The organism is Shewanella metallivivens, assembly GCF_028750675.1.
Taxonomy (GTDB): Bacteria; Pseudomonadota; Gammaproteobacteria; order Enterobacterales; family Shewanellaceae; genus Shewanella; species Shewanella metallivivens.
Map to the genome: position 1 here is coordinate 161,594 of NZ_JAQQPZ010000005.1, position 17,200 is coordinate 178,793.

Here is a 17,200-nt window from a genome sequence, read left to right on the forward strand (position 1 = left end):
CAGTTGACCAGGTCAATCACTTCAAATAGTCGAAGTTTTATTTTGATCCTTTTAAAAGCTCAATAAGATAGCTATTTCGACGATGTGAATGGCTCGGTGCTTCTGTAATCGCTCTGAAATCCGCTTCTGTACCAACGATATGGATTTCTGTTTCCGCCCTAGTAATAGCAGTATATAACCATGCTCTGTCAACGATTCTACCTTTCAGTAACGCGATGATAATACACGGGAACTGCGAACCTTGAGCTTTGTGAAGCGTTATTGCGTAACCCAACTCCATACAATCCAGCACGGCTTGAGTTACTTCAATCTTATCTCCTGTATCAAGCGTTACTTCACCATAACTCTCTCCAGATGACTCGACACTGGTGAGGACACCTAGCGATCCATTCTGAATGCCTTTGTCATAGATATTTTGAGTAAATAATATGGAGTCGTTAAGGCGCAGGTTTTGAAAAAAGAGTTCACCATTAATTTTAAACTCAAGCAGACAGCCATCGTGATTAATAGACTCTTGAATGAGTTTATTAATGTCAGCAACGAGTGCTTTGGTCGGTGCCATAACACGACTATTTTCAGGTGATTGCTGATACAAGTCACAACAGACTTGAGCAATGTCGCTCTTTGTCGTTTCGTGGAAGTGAATAGCGCCCGTACTTAGTTTCTCAGGTACGATGCCTTGATTAATAAGCTTGGAGTATTCGGCAATGCCCGTTGAACCTTCATGGCGCTTAACGATATCTAGCATGGTGTTAGCAATGGCTTTAGACAGAACGATATCGGCAAGTACCTTGCCGCAACCTATAGGTGGTAACTGGTCTGGGTCGCCTGTAAAGATAATACGAACAGATGGATGAATATGGTTGACCAGGCGGTACATGGTCGGCAAATCAATCATGCTGGCTTCATCAATAACAAGCAGATGTTTTTGTTTATCTGAATCAATAGGTTCATTTCGCAGTAACTTTGCAATTGTGGAAGTCATAAAACCGATTGATTCATGCAAGCGCATGGCTGCACGGCCACTTAAAGCTACTGCATGTATTTCAAACCCTATTGCATAATATGCACGCAATGCTGTTCTTAGAACTGTTGTTTTACCTGTCCCTGCACCACCAGTGATACAGCTTACTGCGTTATCAAGGCAGGTAATGACCGCCTCTGTTTGTTTCTTGGTTAACTCATAAGGTAGCTCTCCAACTGCATAGCAATATGCAGAATTTGCATGTTCGTCATATAAGTTGTTTTGACTGGCAAGTGCTTTAAGTCGTTTAGTAACGACATTTTCCATCAATAACTGAGCCGTTGGATGATAGGTTCCTGTTGATTGATTTAATAAATATTGAGCTTTGTCGTATCCAGCTTTAAACGCTTTGGCAACCAACTCTTTGTCTTTGAGTAGTTTGGTTAAATAAGGGCGTAAATTGGCTTGTACCGTGTAGGTATGGCCTTTCTCAATTTCATTACGTATCGCTATTTCAAGCGCTGCGCTCAACCGCCTGTCATCATTGGTAGTGACCTCAAGCTTCGCTTGAGAAATAGAATCCACCTCTGTGAATCCTACTCCAAACCCAATTAACACATATGGGTTCTGCTTAATCGCTTCAATGGATTGCTCACTGTGATATTTCAGCAAACGCTGCTGAACACTAGCAGGTATTTTGTGTTCGGACATCCAATTGCAATGGGCAAGATTTTTGTATTTAGCATATCCCTCAAACAATGCATTAATAGAATCCTCGTTCAAAACGTTTTTAAGCAACAATCTTGATTCTGGAGAGTCGTTACTCAAGGTTGAATAAAGATCCTTACCTAGAAGTTCCCAGAGCGCTCTGGCTTTGCTTTCACCAATACCCTTAAAGTCGTTTTCTCTCGCTATGAAGTTAATTAGCTGCTCACCAGTTTCTGGCAAACAACATTCAACACGCTCAGGTGACTCATAGACATGTTGCTTCATAACGTAATCACCCGTATCCATGTCTTGGATTTTTCTTTCTCCGGTTACAGACCAATACTGTCCAAATGCAGGCTGTGTAGGCAATGCGTCAGGATTTATTTTTATCGTGACATAGTATCTACCACTGTGGGTTCTGTATGAGCTTTTATTGAGTGGTACACCGGTGAATATCACCATCGTGGATGAGTTGTATGGGATGCTGGTGACGCGAAACAGTTCTTCATTTAAGGCAGTATTCATCGCGGCATGAATCCCATTTCAGACAAAGTTTCTGACAATTCACCGAAACGTTTAAGTTTACCTTCAAGCTCATTCACTTTTGCTTTCAATTCAATATTTTCAGCCTCCAGTGATGACAAACGTCTTGAGTCAAGTGCCTTCCTGTTTGATGTATTGTTGTATTGTTTTGGCTTACCAGACTCATTTTTTGCTGATTCAGTCAGAGGTGGCAGTACACCTTTATCGCGCAGGTTGTCTTCCAGTTGTTTTAAGTGCTTTCGTAATTCAGGATTTTGATTTAGAGCTGATTTACCACAGCCGACCGCTTTAGCTACTTCAACACGACTTAACTGACCTCTAAAGGCTATTTGTTTAAAGTCATCATCTTGTTGCGTTGCCACCCACTTCAAAAACGCATCGAGGTTTTGCTGTGCTTTTTGTAGACCGCTAGCCATTGTCAGTTTCCTTAAAGTGTCAGTTTATTGCTGAGTAGATTGATAAATTTAGCATTGGTGCGGCTCATAATTAACCATTCACATTCGTTTACGTCTCTTGTCTTCTGCTAGATCTACAATATTTAACGAAGTTTAAAGCCCTGTTATCACTTAATCGCTTATAGAACACAAGTGAGTACCACTTAGTTTACTAGCAATAAAAACTACGTTTCACTCACCCGCAATATGCGAACGATCTCTTCAGGATCAGAAGCATTATCGAGCAATGACAATACTGATTCACTCTTAGTCTTATTAATTCGGTGCGATTTAACCACTTCGCCCTGCAATATAGTTAACGCCGATGTCACCTTCGCTAAGCGCTCATTCGCTGACGAAACTTCGTTATTGAGTCTTTCTATACGAGTTTTAACTGCTATTTGTGTCTCCGACAAGCCAGCATCGAGCAAATGCTTAACTTGCTCGATATATAACTCACTGTCTCTCTCTTTTAATTTTTGACGTAGTTCTTTAACTTCAGAAACCAACTCAGGTTTATTCATCGCCTCTGGGCGTTTCTTATTAGAATCAGCCTGCTGTTTAGTTTTTTTAAGACCGTCAGATAAACGATTTACCTGCCTCTGTTGACCGTCCACATAATCATTTAATTGATTATGCTTAGCAATGTATGAACCGCTTAACCCCAATTCCAAACAGATAACAGATTTCTTAATCTTCTTTTCCGAAGGTGATAGAGGCTTAACCGAATTACTTATAAGAAGAGTGATCTCTTCAGCACGCCTATTTATCGCATAATAAACTTTACGCTCATTATCATTCACAACCCAGTCAGGATATGAATGGGCTTTATCAATGCGTTTAAGATCAAATATTCCCATCAAACACTTCCTTCATTCGTGCCATCGTCTATTTCGGTTTGAACACTCAGTTCTCTCAATGCAGCTTCAGCCCGCTTTAACTGGTTTTTCCAGTATCCGTTTAGGTTATCAAGCCCTTGCGATTTATTGGTGTTGATCATTTCCTGCGCAGTCATACCCACACGCATTATTGCGTCTTTATGGGCCGAGCCATCATTACCAAGCGTAAATCTTCCCATACATCCGCCACAATTGTTCCAGCATGCATCGCCGTAGATTGGGGTCTTAGTATCCTTATCCCAACACTTTGCTTGAGATTTATACTGCTTTGGAATCATGCAGTATGAATGTTCATGGACTTTAATCATCTCAAATTGATTGAGTAGCTCATCAACTTGTGTAGGATCAAGCACATCTATATCCTGAACTAAAGACAGCATGTATCTAGCCGCTGGCCCGAAAAACTCATGTTCATTTTTAGCAATGCGATGAACAAGCTCTCTCATGTAACTTCGATTTATCTCGGGCAAGTCAGCTTTAATTTTTTCACGAATGTAATCCATCGTCATAAAAGAGCCATACCAATGCCTAAAATAGTTTCGAATAGCCTCAGGAACGTTACCATCGAATCGTCTAATAGCGAGTTCTGCCCAGGTGTGTCTAAAACGATGAGAAGAAATTGGAATACCCTCTGAATCATAATCGCTTATTAATTCACTCAACAGTTCACGATAAAACCCTCCCATAGACTTATTTTCACCGGTATCGTGCCAAGATAACCCATTAATAGCGACCGGCTGCTTCTGCCATGGTAAAGTTGCCTTTAGGAGCCATGGCGCAACGGTATCATCGCCATGTATCGCCGATTGTTGCGATAATCCATTCGAAATCCACGCTATTGGCTGTGCATGAATAGTGACAGGACGATAGGTCTCAGAATTGTTATTTGTTTTTTTAATCTTAGATTTAAACTTACCGCGAGTACTAGAAAACTCAAAAGCGTCATTTTTCAAAGATGCTAACTCACTCCATCGCACACCTGTTAAGGCCGAGAGCGATGCAGATACACGATAAAAAGCATGCCTAACTCTAAGGCTTAAATCATCAATACTTTCTAATGGTTTTTCAAACTGAAAATCAACTTCGTATTCGTCACATAGGTCAAAGTAGATGCAAGCTAAATCTGAGACATTATTCGATCTTCGCATTTTTATAGGCCGCGCCATACCAGCTCTAGATCTCGTTACCCAGTTAAAAAAGCCATTCTTGTCACGACCATAACGACCCTCAATAAAGCTTGTTAAAGCAGCTCTAAGTGCATCAGTTTCGGTTATATTTTTATAGTGAGAGAGCTTGGATACAGCTGCTACCAAAGCTAATATTCGTTTAAGTTCGGGCTTTTCAAAATACTCTAACGCTTCGCTGAGGATAACTATGGCAACTTCAAGCGGCATAGTGCCATGCGTTCCAGACTCTAGCCATGTATTATATTCTACATATTCGGATACTGAATCTTTGACTAAAACAATGCACTCTTCAGGAACTACTTGTATAGACGGATAATCAATGAGACCGTGTATCGTCGAATTAACCGTCATATTACCGAGGGTAGATATGACTTTTACAAAAGAAGCATGAGCGATGATCCCATATTTGTATGAATTTGAACCTTGGCTTCTCAGATCATTGTTGGGCTTCAGCATTTCATCACAGAATCGCTTAAGCGTTTCGTAATTGATCTCTTTTAAGTATCTTAAACCCGCTCTTTGCATTGTAAGTTTTATAACTTTATAGTGATGAATCTTCGTTTTAAAGCTGCTTTGCTTAGCTTGAATACACCCATCGTTATGTTTGTATTGATTTAAAAGGTCGAGTTTTACAGACAGCTCAAACTCTGTAGGCATTCCTTCATATATTTCTTTAATGTTAACTTTTGCTGATACATAAACAGGTAATCCGTCTTCGCCAATGATCGGATTACCTAAACGATCCTCTGCATAGCTACTTAAGTCAACGACTTCCCAACTATCAGAGAGCAATAGTGACTTAGCCTCTTCAACTTTTACTGAATATGAATCAGGCAACGATGAAAAAAATTGTTCGTTAATCATACAAACCGCCTATATAAGAATGTCACCAGAAGGAAGTTCTACATCGCCATAAAGATCATCCGACTCTTTTATTTCAGCTGGCGTAAACTTCTCACGTAATATCATATTGAGATACATATATTTTACTAACGCTTTTTTGACGCGCTCGCTATTACTGTAACCCAGCCTATATAATTGCTTATCAATCACAGCTATTTCGTTCTTTATTTTTGCAATAACAATCGGATGGCGAATAATGATTATTTTCTGATCTCTTTCTTTAATAATCCCTAAATCGTTAAATACCGCACCTTCATTATTTAGTTTTGAGAATAAATCATTTAACTGCTCAATTTCTTTTTCTGCGGTAGTTTGGATACCCAGTTTCGCCCGTATATCAGCCATGCTCATGACCGCTGATGAATTATACTCTGAAAGCGACAACTCCTTTGCCATCCTAACAAACTCATCACCAACCCTAGCCCCAAAGTCCACTGATTCTGTTAAGTAGTCAGGTAGTTTATCAACATACTGGGTTCTGGTTTTGGGTGTATGAAAGTCAAGTGCTGCGTCACGCTCTGTGGCTAAAACGCTATGTCGATCATCGACTTCTATTCGCGAAATATCCTTTACAGTTATTTCCGCAGATGAATAACGCTTCGCGGCTTTAAGGTTTAAAGCCGCCTTCGAAATAAGATTCATTGCTAAAGGCTTAACCCCTGTATCGGGGTTAACTTTTGTTGGATTGGGCTCATATATTTTCGAGACATTTTCTAGAAACAGCGCAGCCTGAGGACACTTTTCTAAGACATATTTATTAGACAGCGTTCCTTCTATAGCGCAGAGAGTTATACCGAAATTTGATTCATAACCTCTAAAGAATTTAAAGTATTTACCAACCAATGCAGCTCCATTCATTTTAGTCTTATTAGAAAAACGAATCCCATCAAACATCCATAGGTCGTCTTCTCTATATTGCTTTTCCTTCTCGCTCATTCCTAATGAATGACTGCGTAATAATTGATCCCGATAACATAATAAAGCATTGTAAATACCTTGATTTCTTTTATAGGTTTCGCCTGAATCAACATTAAACGAACAATAGTCTTCATTTAAATCATCGTAATCTCGACCACTTGTTAGCGATGCTCGCCGCTTAAACGAATCAACATCAATGATGGTTGACACGGAATTGTCGGTAACAGTAATATCACCGAGGGTCATCCATCTAAGATTAGCAGGCTGATGTCGATCCGAGGATAATATACAAGCCATACAGATCTCTTCGGCTTTAGAAATACCTAGAATCTCCTTTGTAGGGAAAACACTTAATAAGGTTCCACGAAATTGCTCTTCAGTGTTCTTATAAAGATCGCCGCCGAGTTTTTTTGTATAGTCTGAACTTGCATAGCAAAGCTTTCTGGCCCGTAGACTTGACGTACTTGTGTACTGTTTTTCAATTACACTTATCCAATCATACTCGCTTGATGTGGATTGTTTAGAAGACCAATCCCATATAGTTTTAGCCGCTTCACTCAAATTTTTCTTGCCACTGTTTACGGCCATATACTCCGTGACAAAACGTTCCGTCAAAAGTGGATGATTGATCCCCTTTGTAATATCAAAACAAACCTGAGGATTAAATAAAGAGATTCCAGAGGATTTATTCCCTTCTATCACAGCATTCGACATATGGCAGTCTTTACCTGCCTCATACCTTGCAATATGGCGAGCTATCTCGTTAGGAAATTGTTCGAAAATCGCGTCTCGAATAGCCCCCCATTCAGAAATATAAAATGCACAGAAAGCACGCATGCTAATCATAAATGCTGAAGCATCTTCAAAACCAAGTTCAAGCTGATCAATAATATCGCCAACTCTTGCGTTTATTGACTTATCATCTTTTTCAGGGTTGGCTTTTTTATTAGCATTTTTACCCGCCAACACTAATGAAAGACGTTCATCTTCAGTAAAATCGATGCTTCTTAGAAGCGGTAAATTCTTTTGCTTTCTCGTGGTAACACGTACTTTTGAGAGCGTATGTGCAGGTGACTTTATTGCATTGTAAATCCGATATTCCAAAGTGCTCGAAAGAACTTTGTCTTCTACTTGTTTTTTTAGGTAAGCCTCTATTAAATGATATATGCTATCCACAGGCGTTTCTGTGAAATTATTAAAAGACATAACAGCTAAATAAACATCTACAGATCTCCTATAATGACTCAATGAGGATGACTCGCTGACGTTCTTTCTAAAATAAGGTGAATTGAAGTACTTTATTAAAGCCTTTGCAAAGGAATCGTCCAACAAGTTAGATGGGAACTGAGTAGGCTCGCCCACTTTCCACACGATACGATCCACCGCGAACTGAACATTTCGTATTTTATCACTGCCATTTGATAATTGACTAAGAGGTATTTTTTTGTCGTCTATCATGCCGAGAACTCCTCCCGATCATATATGAACATTTTCTTCCGCATCTCCTCTTCGTATTTATCCGTTTCACGCAATTTACCTAAAAGACCTGCTGCAAAATGAAGGTAAATAACCGTAGTTTGAGGATGGCGATGCCCTAAACGATCCATAAGAAAACTTCGACCTAGTTTTTCTTTCCCACTCTCTATACGAAGCCCTAGGTTAGTTGCGAATGAATGGCGAAATGCGTGATATGTCCAACCTGTATTGCTCTGCCATCGATCTGCGTCTTTAAGAGGCGCACTTTTGATAAGTTTATTCTTGGCTCGTTCAAATATGGTTGATGCATATTGACTGTTAAGCTGCTTACTATCTGTAGAACAAATCAATTGCCCGTTAAAACATGTTTTGTAACGACGAATAAATTCCTCAATTTTTCGCCGTAAAGCAGGCTCAATACATATTTTACGAAGTTTTTTACCTTTTCCTGTTATGTTTAGGTAAGTTTCATTTAGATTATTGCTGTTACTTTTCTTTATCGCAGCTTCAACCTCAACCAAACTGAAATTATTAAAAGAGGTCACCTCATGGCACCGACATCCGGTTTCATAGGCGAGTCGCATCATGATTTCGTTTCGATCCTTTATATAGGAGGTTTTACCGTCTACATATTTTAGAAATAGATCAAACTGAGACTCAGGTATGTAGCGTTCTGAAAGCTTATAGGGATCATGGGAGTTCTGACGCCCCCGAGTTTTAGCTCGAATTAGTTCAGCCTCCTGTGACAAAGCGAAAGTAAAACGGTGTCCTTTCTCAGCAAAACCTTGAACCTTTAGAAATTCAAAGAATCCCGCTAATGTTGTCTCTACTTGATCTATAGTCGAAGCGGTATTTTCACGCTCTCCCATTAAAACTAATTCGAGATAGTTTGACATAATCACATCTGTAATATCGTCAAAACTCGTAATATTTGGATCGAAAGCCATTTCGTTTAATAATGACTTGATTTGCGAGGCGTACTTTTGGATTGTGTTTTCTGATTTACGTGCAAGCGACAGACTCAATAGATAACACGAGGCTGGTGCATGAAGCACCGCAGTTTCTGCATCTGCAATAACAGTGGTCTTGAGCTTTCGCCCCACATGAACAAACTCAATATTCTTGCTAACGAAACGCTCTTTCATCGTGAGATCCAATTATAGGCAAAGATTCACAATATACATAGAAAAAGAATTAGTTCAACACAAAATAATATTTCGTACACTTTGTGATTCTCGAAAAAGTGATGAATTCCGACCTCCTACTGATCTCGCTTATATACAGTTCCTAGATATGTCATCTGGGCCTTCATAAGTGTGCTTAAAGTAAGGCGCACCTTCTGGTGCAAGTACATTGAAATGGCGTTCCATATCACCGCGTACTGTCGGGTCTGCATTTTCGTTAATGGTTAAAGAAGCCGAAGTATGCTGAATAAATACATGCATTAAGCCCACATCAATGTCGCTAAGTTGAGGGATATGCTTTACCACCTCATCGGTAATAAGATGAAAACCGCGTTTTTTGGGTGTTAGCGTAATGCTTTTTTGTATCCACATAGCGAAAACCTTAAATAACCAAAGCCAAGCTTAATTCACGATGACAATAAAATGCTCACGTTGGCTCGGTGTAAATACTCTCGCGAAAAAACAAACAGAGCATCACAGTCACTAACGCAATCAACCTAGAGCATACACTCAAGTTTAAGCCTTCGATAGAAAATACCGTGTAAATAACAGCAATATAGTATTGATTACACAGAAAACATCAACAACAGCATGAATCAGCATGATCACGGGTTAGAATGCTGATTCGCTAAATGCATATAGGCTAAGTGATCTGTGCGGAAAGTGACTAAATGGGTTGATTGACCAAATATGGCTGTTCAGAAAGGCAGATAATCACGAAAAGGGTTTGATTTCGACATGCTCCTGTGGAGGCTGAAGGTTAACAAGAGATGGCAGGGCTAAATTGATTGGTCATGATAACGTCTAAATCGGTCATCAAGTAACTTAAGCCGTTTCCGTACTCATTCAGACATACGAAAACGGCTTATAAAAATAATGCTTACTCGCTCATTAGGCTTTTTATATCGGTAATCAAGTTAGCAACAGAGGTATTGTTTAAACCATTATAAATGCCTCTAATATGTCTATTTTTATCCACCAGCACTAAGTTTTCAGTGTGTAAAAAATCTTCTTTGCTGACATATTCACCTAAGTCTTCATTGGCAAAATAAGCCTTTTTGGCAAGCGAGTAAATTTGTTCACGATCGCCGGTGACTAACAGCCATTTAGCAGCATCGATATGATTTTTTTGAGCATATTGTTGCAGTACTTCTACCGTATCATTACCTGGTTGAATAGAGTGAGACACAATCATAATGTCGTCATCATCAATAAATTCACTTTGAACTTTAGACAATTGCGATTTCATTCGAGGGCAAATACCAGGGCAGCGGGTAAAGAAAAAACTCGCCACATAGATTTTATCTTTTACCGTATCTTGAGTGACTATTTCACCCTGCTGATCCATAAAGCTAAATGCAGGTACCTGATGAAAATCAGCCAACTCAGGGCTGTCAGGCTTAAACCAATGTGGAGTAAACTCAGCACTACCATAATAAGGTAGCTCGGCCAACGCGGGGTCGCCACTGGGCTGAGCCACCACTGGCATAGCCACGAACTGAACAGCCAACACAGCCATTAACACATTAATCAGATTCAACCACTTCTTCATCTTCTAATCCTACACACATATTTGAACGTTTAAGGCCAAACACTCGCCCGTTAACATATTGATAATTACTAAAAAGCTTACCATTACGACGCCAGGCTTGCTGTAAACCGACCTCTAGCCCATCAACATAATTCATCTTTTTAAACAACTCACCAGTGGCATACCATTGCAACGACGTACCGTTAACCTTACCTTGACGATAAACCGACTCCGAGCGCATGTTGCCATTGCTCCACCAACTTTGCGTTATGCCCTCTAGCACACCGGCAACATAATGAGAGTCGAACGCTAAGGTGCCGTTTTCAAACCATTGGCGTAGAAACCCGTCTCGCAGGCCTTGTTCAAAATGGGCTAACTTTGCCATTTGCCCATTGGGATAGAAGGTTACTGCATCCCCCGTAAAAGGGATGTTTTGGTACATTCTAAGCCCTGTTGTATGCGAAATACTGATGTGTTGACTTGCTATTGGCCCAGTTTCTACTGTAAAAAAGTGCCAATAACTCAATAAAGCTAACAGTATTGAGCCAATGATAACCAGTAAAGACTTAACGTATAGCACTGGCCGAACCTTGATAATTACCCGGGAATAAAATGTAGTACGAGCCTAAATAAAGCTCATTTTGAATGTGATAATGATATTCAGCATCTTGAGCAAATTGGGTTATCGACGTATGACCACCCGACTCATCTAAGTCTGTTGGGTAAGTACCGGTGGAGTTACATTTACGACCGTATAAAAAGAAACCGTCGGCTATCACACCAATTAAATTTGAATCATCGTCTGAAAATGAAATCGGTTCCAAGTGATAATGATAACTTTGCGGGCCGGTATGTGCGCCATTAAAATCAAGACTGGTTGCAGCATCATCTAACGGGATACCAGGGCCTTCTTCATCGTTATAAATAACCGCGCCACTCACGGCAATACCAATAGCACCAAGCCCTGTTGCTGAGGTTGTGCTGGCTTTAGATGGAGAGTTATCAACGGTTAATGTATAAGTACCAACAAAGTCATCGATATAGCCAGGCGCCATTTTTGCGTAAGAAGTGACAGTGGGTTCCACATGTAACTCATTGCTAGTAGACCAGTACGGGGAAGTATGGTTGGGTAACCCGTTGGTTTCAATCACAACCTTAGTGCCACTGAGCACCACGTTGACGTTATCTTGATCAAATTCGTAATACGCGGTATGTAAAATACCGCTGCCCGAATCTTCTGCGCCTGAATCTGTGTCTGTGTCTGTGTCTGTGTCTGTGTCTGTGTCTGTGTCTGTGTCTGTGTCTGTGTCTGTGTCTGTGTCTGTGTCTGTGTCTGTCACAGTATCAGTTGTACTCGAGCTAGCGGTATCGGTATCTTCGGTACCGCCACAACCAGGCAAATTCAACAGCAAAGAGCAAGAAAGCGCAATGGTTAGTAAACGTAAATGTGGGTTTTTCATGTGATATCTCATGGTGTAAACATAAGACAAAGCTTAACAATGAAATGTGCAGAAACTACACAGAAATTATGAATAACCAGCAGTTTTGTATCTCTTTATGTTAATTAAGTTAACACCTTTACAATCATACTTCAGATGTAACTGATCATCGTGAGCAAAAGTATTCTGCTTGCCCTTGTCTCACGGAGATCAAAAAGTGTTTTTGCTTGTTTAACAGTTGTTAGCAGTAAGCTGTAACGATTATTGCTCAACGAATCATAACGCATAGCAACAATGAGAATTCCTTCACAAAATTAGTTATCACAAAGACTTAGTATCAAGTTATCGCGTTAACTCTACAAAAAAGTGACTCACCCCAAAGCACAGATCTCTTCATGTTAACGGTGTATTCTCACCCTAAGGATGCGGCAATGAAAAGTACTGATATTCGTGTTATTCCAGGCTTGTTTTCAATTGCGATAATTTTGTTTCTTTGGTTTATCGTAGCTCCACCGCAAGGCGTATCAGCCAATGCATGGCATTTACTGGCGTTATTTGTGGGCACAGTTGTCGCCATTATCGGTAAAGCAATGCCGATTGGGGCAATTGCAATATTAGCCATTACGCTTGTAGCACTCACAGGGGTGACCAACGACAGCCCCTCTGAAGCAATTAAAGATGCGTTAAGCGGCTTTTCAAACTCGCTTATTTGGTTAATTGGTATTGCGATTATTATCTCGCGAGGATTGGCTAAAACCGGTCTTGGTAATCGTATCGGCTATTACTTTATCTCCTTGTTTGGTCGCAAGACCATTGGTATAGGTTATGCACTTGCATTGTCAGAGTTAGTTATTGCCCCTGTAACGCCAAGCAATACAGCCCGAGGAGGCGGGATTATTCACCCAATAATGAAATCCATCGCGACCAGCTTTGGATCATCGCCAGAGCAAGGTACATCAAGAAAAATAGGTCATTACCTTGCCTTAGTGAATTATCATACCAACCCGATCACATCAGCAATGTTTATTACCGCCACAGCGCCGAATCCATTAATTGTAAAGTTAATTGCCGATGCCACAGGTGCCGATATTAGTATTACGTGGGGTACCTGGGCGCTGGCAGCTTTATTACCCGGCTTATTGTGTATTGCGCTGATGCCGTTAATTATTTACGCAATTTACCCACCCGAAATTAAACGTACACCAGACGCCAGCGTGTTTGCTAAAGATAAACTGACCGACATGGGGCCAATGTCTTACGCTGAAAAAATCATGATCAGTGTATTTGGCTTGTTATTAATTTTATGGGCTGGCGTACCTGCCATGATTTTAGGTCCAGCCTTTGCGGTAAATACTACAGCCGTTGCGTTCTTAGGGTTATCAATTTTGTTGATCAGTGGCGTACTCAGCTGGGAGGATGTGCTTAAAGAGAAAGCGGCCTGGGACACTGTAGTGTGGTTTTCAGCTTTAGTGATGATGGCAACCTTCTTAAATAAACTCGGCTTAGTGGCTTGGTTTTCTGGCGTGGTTGAAAGCAATATCGCTCAGCTAGGAGTGGGCTGGATGGTGTCGGTTATTATCCTGGTGGTGGTTTACTTCTACGCGCATTACTTCTTTGCGAGTACAACCGCACACATTACCGCCATGTTTGCCGCATTTTTTGCTGCAGGTATCGCCTTAGGCGCACCACCGTTATACCTTGGTTTACTGCTTGCTGGTGCATCCTCTTTAATGATGTCATTAACCCATTATGCTACAGGTACCTCACCGATTATTTTTGGCTCAGGTTACGTATCAATGGAAAATTGGTGGCTAATGGGCTTAATCATGAGTGTGGTTAATTTAACCATTTGGGGCGTAGTTGGCGGGCTTTGGTGGAAAGCGCTGGGGTTTTGGTAAATAAAACCCAAACAGTATCGAGCCAAGAAAAGTAAAAATAACCCTCGAGTTCAAATGTGAAAAATACAAAAAACCTCGTCATTTATGATGAGTTTTTCTCGTTTAATTTGGCGGAGGGATAGTTTGCTTGTAACAAAAAGGAACCCGTGGGTTCAAAGGCCTATTTTTAGCCCAAATAAAAAGGCCCGCAATGAATAGCAGGCCTTTTTATTATAATGTGGCGGAGGGATAGGGATTTGAACCCAAGGCTTCCGTATTAAATATAAAATAAGTCGTTTAAATTCCTTAGGTTGCAGGAATTTACATATTCAAAATATGCAATTACTGACTAAAATTGACTATATGATTGAAGTGAAAAATTGTCAAATTAATTTGGTTTTAGTGATGATGTAATAATTAAAAATGCTCTTTGCGGCTAGTAAAAAATGTTACGGCTAAGCACACACCTAAAAAGCGTAAGTTCTTACGCCAATATTTACACTATAAAGGTATCACTCGGGCTTGTTCAACAATCGGGATAAGGACGCGGCTACGCGCGGCCTATCCTTATTTGTTATATTTTTTATTACTCTGCTTCAGTGAATGTGTAATCCACACCACCATTCCAACGCTCAAGCTCATTGCCGCATTTGCAATTAAAGCGGCCTTTCTCTCTCACTGGTTGCTCGTATTTAGTTACATTATATTTTTTGCCACACTTATCACACTCTTGTACGTATTTTGTAGTGTCCCAAGTCGCCATAAATTACTCCTTTATTTGCTGCGTACTTTGTCTTTAAAGAAATTCTCAACATGCTCTACAGCATGTTTTATTTTTAATGTAAATTCATCATCTTCAGATGTGTAGTACACGATTTTATCATTTTCTATTCTACGTTTAGCACTATTATCCACGGTGGCACCTGGGCCGGCATATGCACCCTTCATCCAGAAGTGAAGCCAAATACCACCTCTTAATTTTCCAATAATATCTCTGATTTCATTAAAACTTTCAGCTGCGGCGTTATCCCAGATAACCTTAGATTCAAGTTTTATAGTTTGTAATTCAGCCCATTTATTTTCTAAAATGACGAAGCGATCTGCATATATTTGTTGTTCAGCTTCTAGACGACGTCCAGACTCAACTTCGTCTTTTGGAAGGTGTAACATGGGATTTCGTACACCTTGGATGGCTTGCTCAATTTCATATGTAAGTAATATCGCTTTTTTAGCTACTTCATATTCGCTTGTGCCTTTCAATTGTCTGCGCCAAGTGGTTAATCCAATTGCACCAATAACAATCGCTGAGATTGTTCCAATAATCGTAAACACATCCTTAGTTATTGCCCAGTCAATTTTTGAAATAGTTAGACAAATACTCACAGACTCTCCATAAAATACCAACGCCCCGCACAGGGGCAGACAAATAAACGTAGCGTTTTGGCTGTCCCAGCGACCAACGGGAGCGATTGCTGCGGTTTGTTAGAAGCCTTAGAATGCATCTGGTTTTATAAACTCAAGCCCCGTTATTTCTGAGGCCATACCGTAAACAAATTGATTGGGGGAACTCTTAATGAACTCAGATAAGAGCCAGTTATGGTTAACCTTGAAATGGCCACTAAAAAGGATTGGATCATAACGGCTCAGTTCACTGAGCCGGTGCATTGCAGCAAAAATTAACACTAGCTGTGAATTCGTAAGCTTATCATGCCCCGTGACGGACTTTTTAAGATACCATCTATTCTCGGATGCATATATGGGAACAATTCTGCGTCTTATCTGCTTGTGATAAGTTTCAAAATTACTAAGGCTGTCTTCGATATTACGACCTGACCATTTAAATCGACGCTTCCTTCTTATTTCGTAAGCCCCACCCACTTCAAAAAGCTCAAACCCAGGCTGAATGTTACTTTTAGTGTGTGCGTTAACGTAGCGCTTGTCCACGTTCGCCTGAAACCATGCTTCTTTAGATCCATCCCTTCGCATAAAGCCAGTCTTTATGAGTGGCATAAATAGCTCTGTAGAACCCTTATAAGTTAGACAATATGCCCGATGGATAAAGGGTATTTGCCAAAAAATATCCTTGAGGGTAAATTCTTTACCAGCGTTATCGGGTTCACCTAAGAATTTGCATAGCGCGGGAAGTATCCCGCCGCCTTGAAAGTCTACAATCTCATTATCAAGAGCCTTTTTAGCCCCCTTGCTTCGACCACCAACTCCATGATTCTCCCTAAATGTTTGCCCATTCGCCGTAAGCAAAGCTTTCGTTGCATTTAGGAAGCAATAATATGACGTCAGTGGAGATGATAAGTCAGGCAGAGAGATTGTAGCGTTGTAAAAATGATAGGCTTGTTCCCAATAAAACAGTGCATCATCTTTGTGTTCTCTTTTCAGCCAAAGTGATACGAAATCCCACGGATCAGCACAAAGTACTCGTGATGCTCTAAAGTTCGGATCAACCAATGCACCGTGTAAATTTACCGCTTTCCCTGCAATTCTTAACGTATGATTTGGCATTTATGTCCTTGAGAACTCTTGCTCGCTGTAGCTTCTAACAGCTTATTGAACGGCGCATCATTCAATGACGGCCGTTTAAGTTATTGATTAATAACATCCTACATTTGCTATCTTATTGATGTAAAGCAATTAATTGTATCAAGCAGACAAAAACAAACCGAGGTTACGCGTAAAGTAAGATATGCCTTGACGGCAATAAAAATTAAAGCAAATAAAATCAGATAAAGGAACAAAAATGCCACCCATTTCTAGAGGAACAAAAATGCCACCTAAAGGAACAAAAATGCCACCCATTTCTAGAACCATCGAACAAAAATGCCACCCATTTCTAGAACCATCGAACAAAAATGCCACCCATTTCTTGAACAAATAACATAACTCGTTTTCATGGCTTTGGCGAGGGTTATGATTGATGTGCTCAACTCATCAATTTTATCGATATAGCTAACGAACAAAAATGCAACGAACAAAAATGCCACCCATTTCTTGAACAAATAACATAACTCGTTTTCATGGCTTTGGCGAGGGTTATGATTGATGTGCTCAACTCATCAATTTTTATCGATATGACTAAAATATTATCGTTAAATAAGTGATTTATGTGTCATCTAAGAAATTYA

At 40.2% G+C, this 17,200-nt stretch carries 13 protein-coding genes and 1 pseudogene; 1 reads left to right on the forward strand and 13 read right to left on the reverse strand.

The window, feature by feature from the left end; all coding sequences use genetic code 11:
* Positions 1-37: 37 nt before the first annotated feature.
* From PQR79_RS08795 to PQR79_RS08840, 10 genes and pseudogenes are all read right to left on the reverse strand, one after another.
* On the reverse strand, positions 38-2,197 hold the full coding sequence (locus PQR79_RS08795; protein ID WP_238106392.1) for an AAA family ATPase: 2,160 nt from the start codon (positions 2,195-2,197) through the stop codon (positions 38-40).
* On the reverse strand, positions 2,194-2,631 hold the full coding sequence (locus PQR79_RS08800; RefSeq protein ID WP_238106393.1) for a VPA1267 family protein: 438 nt from the start codon (positions 2,629-2,631) through the stop codon (positions 2,194-2,196). The genes PQR79_RS08795 and PQR79_RS08800 overlap by 4 nt, the downstream gene beginning before the upstream one ends.
* A gap of 203 nt (positions 2,632-2,834) precedes the next feature.
* The gene (locus PQR79_RS08805; protein WP_238106394.1) at positions 2,835-3,509 is read right to left on the reverse strand and encodes a hypothetical protein; all 675 of its coding nucleotides are present in this window, start codon (positions 3,507-3,509) and stop codon (positions 2,835-2,837) included.
* A complete protein-coding gene (locus tag PQR79_RS08810) occupies positions 3,509-5,599 on the reverse strand; it encodes a site-specific integrase (protein WP_238106395.1) in 2,091 nt (696 codons plus the stop codon). Before PQR79_RS08810 ends, PQR79_RS08805 begins: the two co-directional genes overlap by 1 nt.
* 9 nt (positions 5,600-5,608) lie before the next feature.
* Complete coding sequence (locus PQR79_RS08815; protein ID WP_238106396.1) at positions 5,609-8,014, reverse strand: hypothetical protein; 2,406 nt, start codon at positions 8,012-8,014, stop codon at positions 5,609-5,611.
* Positions 8,011-9,177 carry a tyrosine-type recombinase/integrase gene (locus tag PQR79_RS08820; protein WP_238106397.1) on the reverse strand — a complete coding sequence of 389 codons (1,167 nt, stop codon included), beginning with the start codon at positions 9,175-9,177 and terminating at the stop codon, positions 8,011-8,013. Before PQR79_RS08820 ends, PQR79_RS08815 begins: the two co-directional genes overlap by 4 nt.
* A gap of 147 nt (positions 9,178-9,324) precedes the next feature.
* Positions 9,325-9,588, reverse strand: a pseudogene (locus PQR79_RS08825) (secondary thiamine-phosphate synthase enzyme YjbQ); the annotation flags it as partial.
* 508 nt (positions 9,589-10,096) lie between these two features.
* A complete protein-coding gene (locus tag PQR79_RS08830; RefSeq protein ID WP_238106398.1) occupies positions 10,097-10,768 on the reverse strand; it encodes an SCO family protein in 672 nt (223 codons plus the stop codon).
* Positions 10,743-11,327, reverse strand: a complete 585-nt coding sequence (locus tag PQR79_RS08835; RefSeq protein ID WP_274408451.1) for a toxin-antitoxin system YwqK family antitoxin — start codon at positions 11,325-11,327, stop codon at positions 10,743-10,745. The genes PQR79_RS08830 and PQR79_RS08835 overlap by 26 nt, the downstream gene beginning before the upstream one ends.
* Positions 11,314-12,207, reverse strand: a complete 894-nt coding sequence (locus PQR79_RS08840) for a YHYH protein (protein WP_238106400.1) — start codon at positions 12,205-12,207, stop codon at positions 11,314-11,316. The genes PQR79_RS08835 and PQR79_RS08840 overlap by 14 nt, the downstream gene beginning before the upstream one ends.
* A 410-nt stretch (positions 12,208-12,617) precedes the next feature.
* Here PQR79_RS08840 and PQR79_RS08845 point away from each other — a divergent pair, with 410 nt between their 5' ends.
* A complete protein-coding gene (locus PQR79_RS08845) occupies positions 12,618-14,084 on the forward strand; it encodes a DASS family sodium-coupled anion symporter (RefSeq protein ID WP_238106401.1) in 1,467 nt (488 codons plus the stop codon).
* Between the two features lie 565 nt (positions 14,085-14,649).
* Here PQR79_RS08845 and PQR79_RS08850 read toward each other — a convergent pair.
* The 3 genes from PQR79_RS08850 to PQR79_RS08860 all read right to left on the reverse strand — a co-directional run bounded on the left by PQR79_RS08850 (position 14,650) and on the right by PQR79_RS08860 (position 16,580).
* On the reverse strand, positions 14,650-14,826 hold the full coding sequence (locus tag PQR79_RS08850) for a hypothetical protein (protein ID WP_170756290.1): 177 nt from the start codon (positions 14,824-14,826) through the stop codon (positions 14,650-14,652).
* 11 nt (positions 14,827-14,837) lie between these two features.
* On the reverse strand, positions 14,838-15,446 hold the full coding sequence (locus PQR79_RS08855) for a hypothetical protein (protein ID WP_238106402.1): 609 nt from the start codon (positions 15,444-15,446) through the stop codon (positions 14,838-14,840).
* A gap of 108 nt (positions 15,447-15,554) precedes the next feature.
* The gene (locus PQR79_RS08860) at positions 15,555-16,580 is read right to left on the reverse strand and encodes a YaaC family protein (RefSeq protein WP_238106403.1); all 1,026 of its coding nucleotides are present in this window, start codon (positions 16,578-16,580) and stop codon (positions 15,555-15,557) included.
* Between the last annotated feature and the right edge of the window lie 620 nt (positions 16,581-17,200).

Bases quoted from the DNA above. Each gene is read 5' to 3' on its own strand.
- PQR79_RS08795 (WP_238106392.1), bottom strand. From the start codon at position 2,197: ATGAATACTGCCTTAAATGAAGAACTGTTTCGCGTCACCAGCATCCCA.
- PQR79_RS08800 (WP_238106393.1), bottom strand. From the start codon at position 2,631: ATGGCTAGCGGTCTACAAAAAGCACAGCAAAACCTCGATGCGTTTTTG.
- PQR79_RS08805 (WP_238106394.1), bottom strand. From the start codon at position 3,509: ATGGGAATATTTGATCTTAAACGCATTGATAAAGCCCATTCATATCCT.
- PQR79_RS08810 (WP_238106395.1), bottom strand. From the start codon at position 5,599: ATGATTAACGAACAATTTTTTTCATCGTTGCCTGATTCATATTCAGTA.
- PQR79_RS08815 (WP_238106396.1), bottom strand. From the start codon at position 8,014: ATGATAGACGACAAAAAAATACCTCTTAGTCAATTATCAAATGGCAGT.
- PQR79_RS08820 (WP_238106397.1), bottom strand. From the start codon at position 9,177: ATGAAAGAGCGTTTCGTTAGCAAGAATATTGAGTTTGTTCATGTGGGG.
- PQR79_RS08830 (WP_238106398.1), bottom strand. From the start codon at position 10,768: ATGAAGAAGTGGTTGAATCTGATTAATGTGTTAATGGCTGTGTTGGCT.
- PQR79_RS08840 (WP_238106400.1), bottom strand. From the start codon at position 12,207: ATGAAAAACCCACATTTACGTTTACTAACCATTGCGCTTTCTTGCTCT.
- PQR79_RS08845 (WP_238106401.1), top strand. From the start codon at position 12,618: ATGAAAAGTACTGATATTCGTGTTATTCCAGGCTTGTTTTCAATTGCG.
- PQR79_RS08850 (WP_170756290.1), bottom strand. From the start codon at position 14,826: ATGGCGACTTGGGACACTACAAAATACGTACAAGAGTGTGATAAGTGT.
- PQR79_RS08860 (WP_238106403.1), bottom strand. From the start codon at position 16,580: ATGCCAAATCATACGTTAAGAATTGCAGGGAAAGCGGTAAATTTACAC.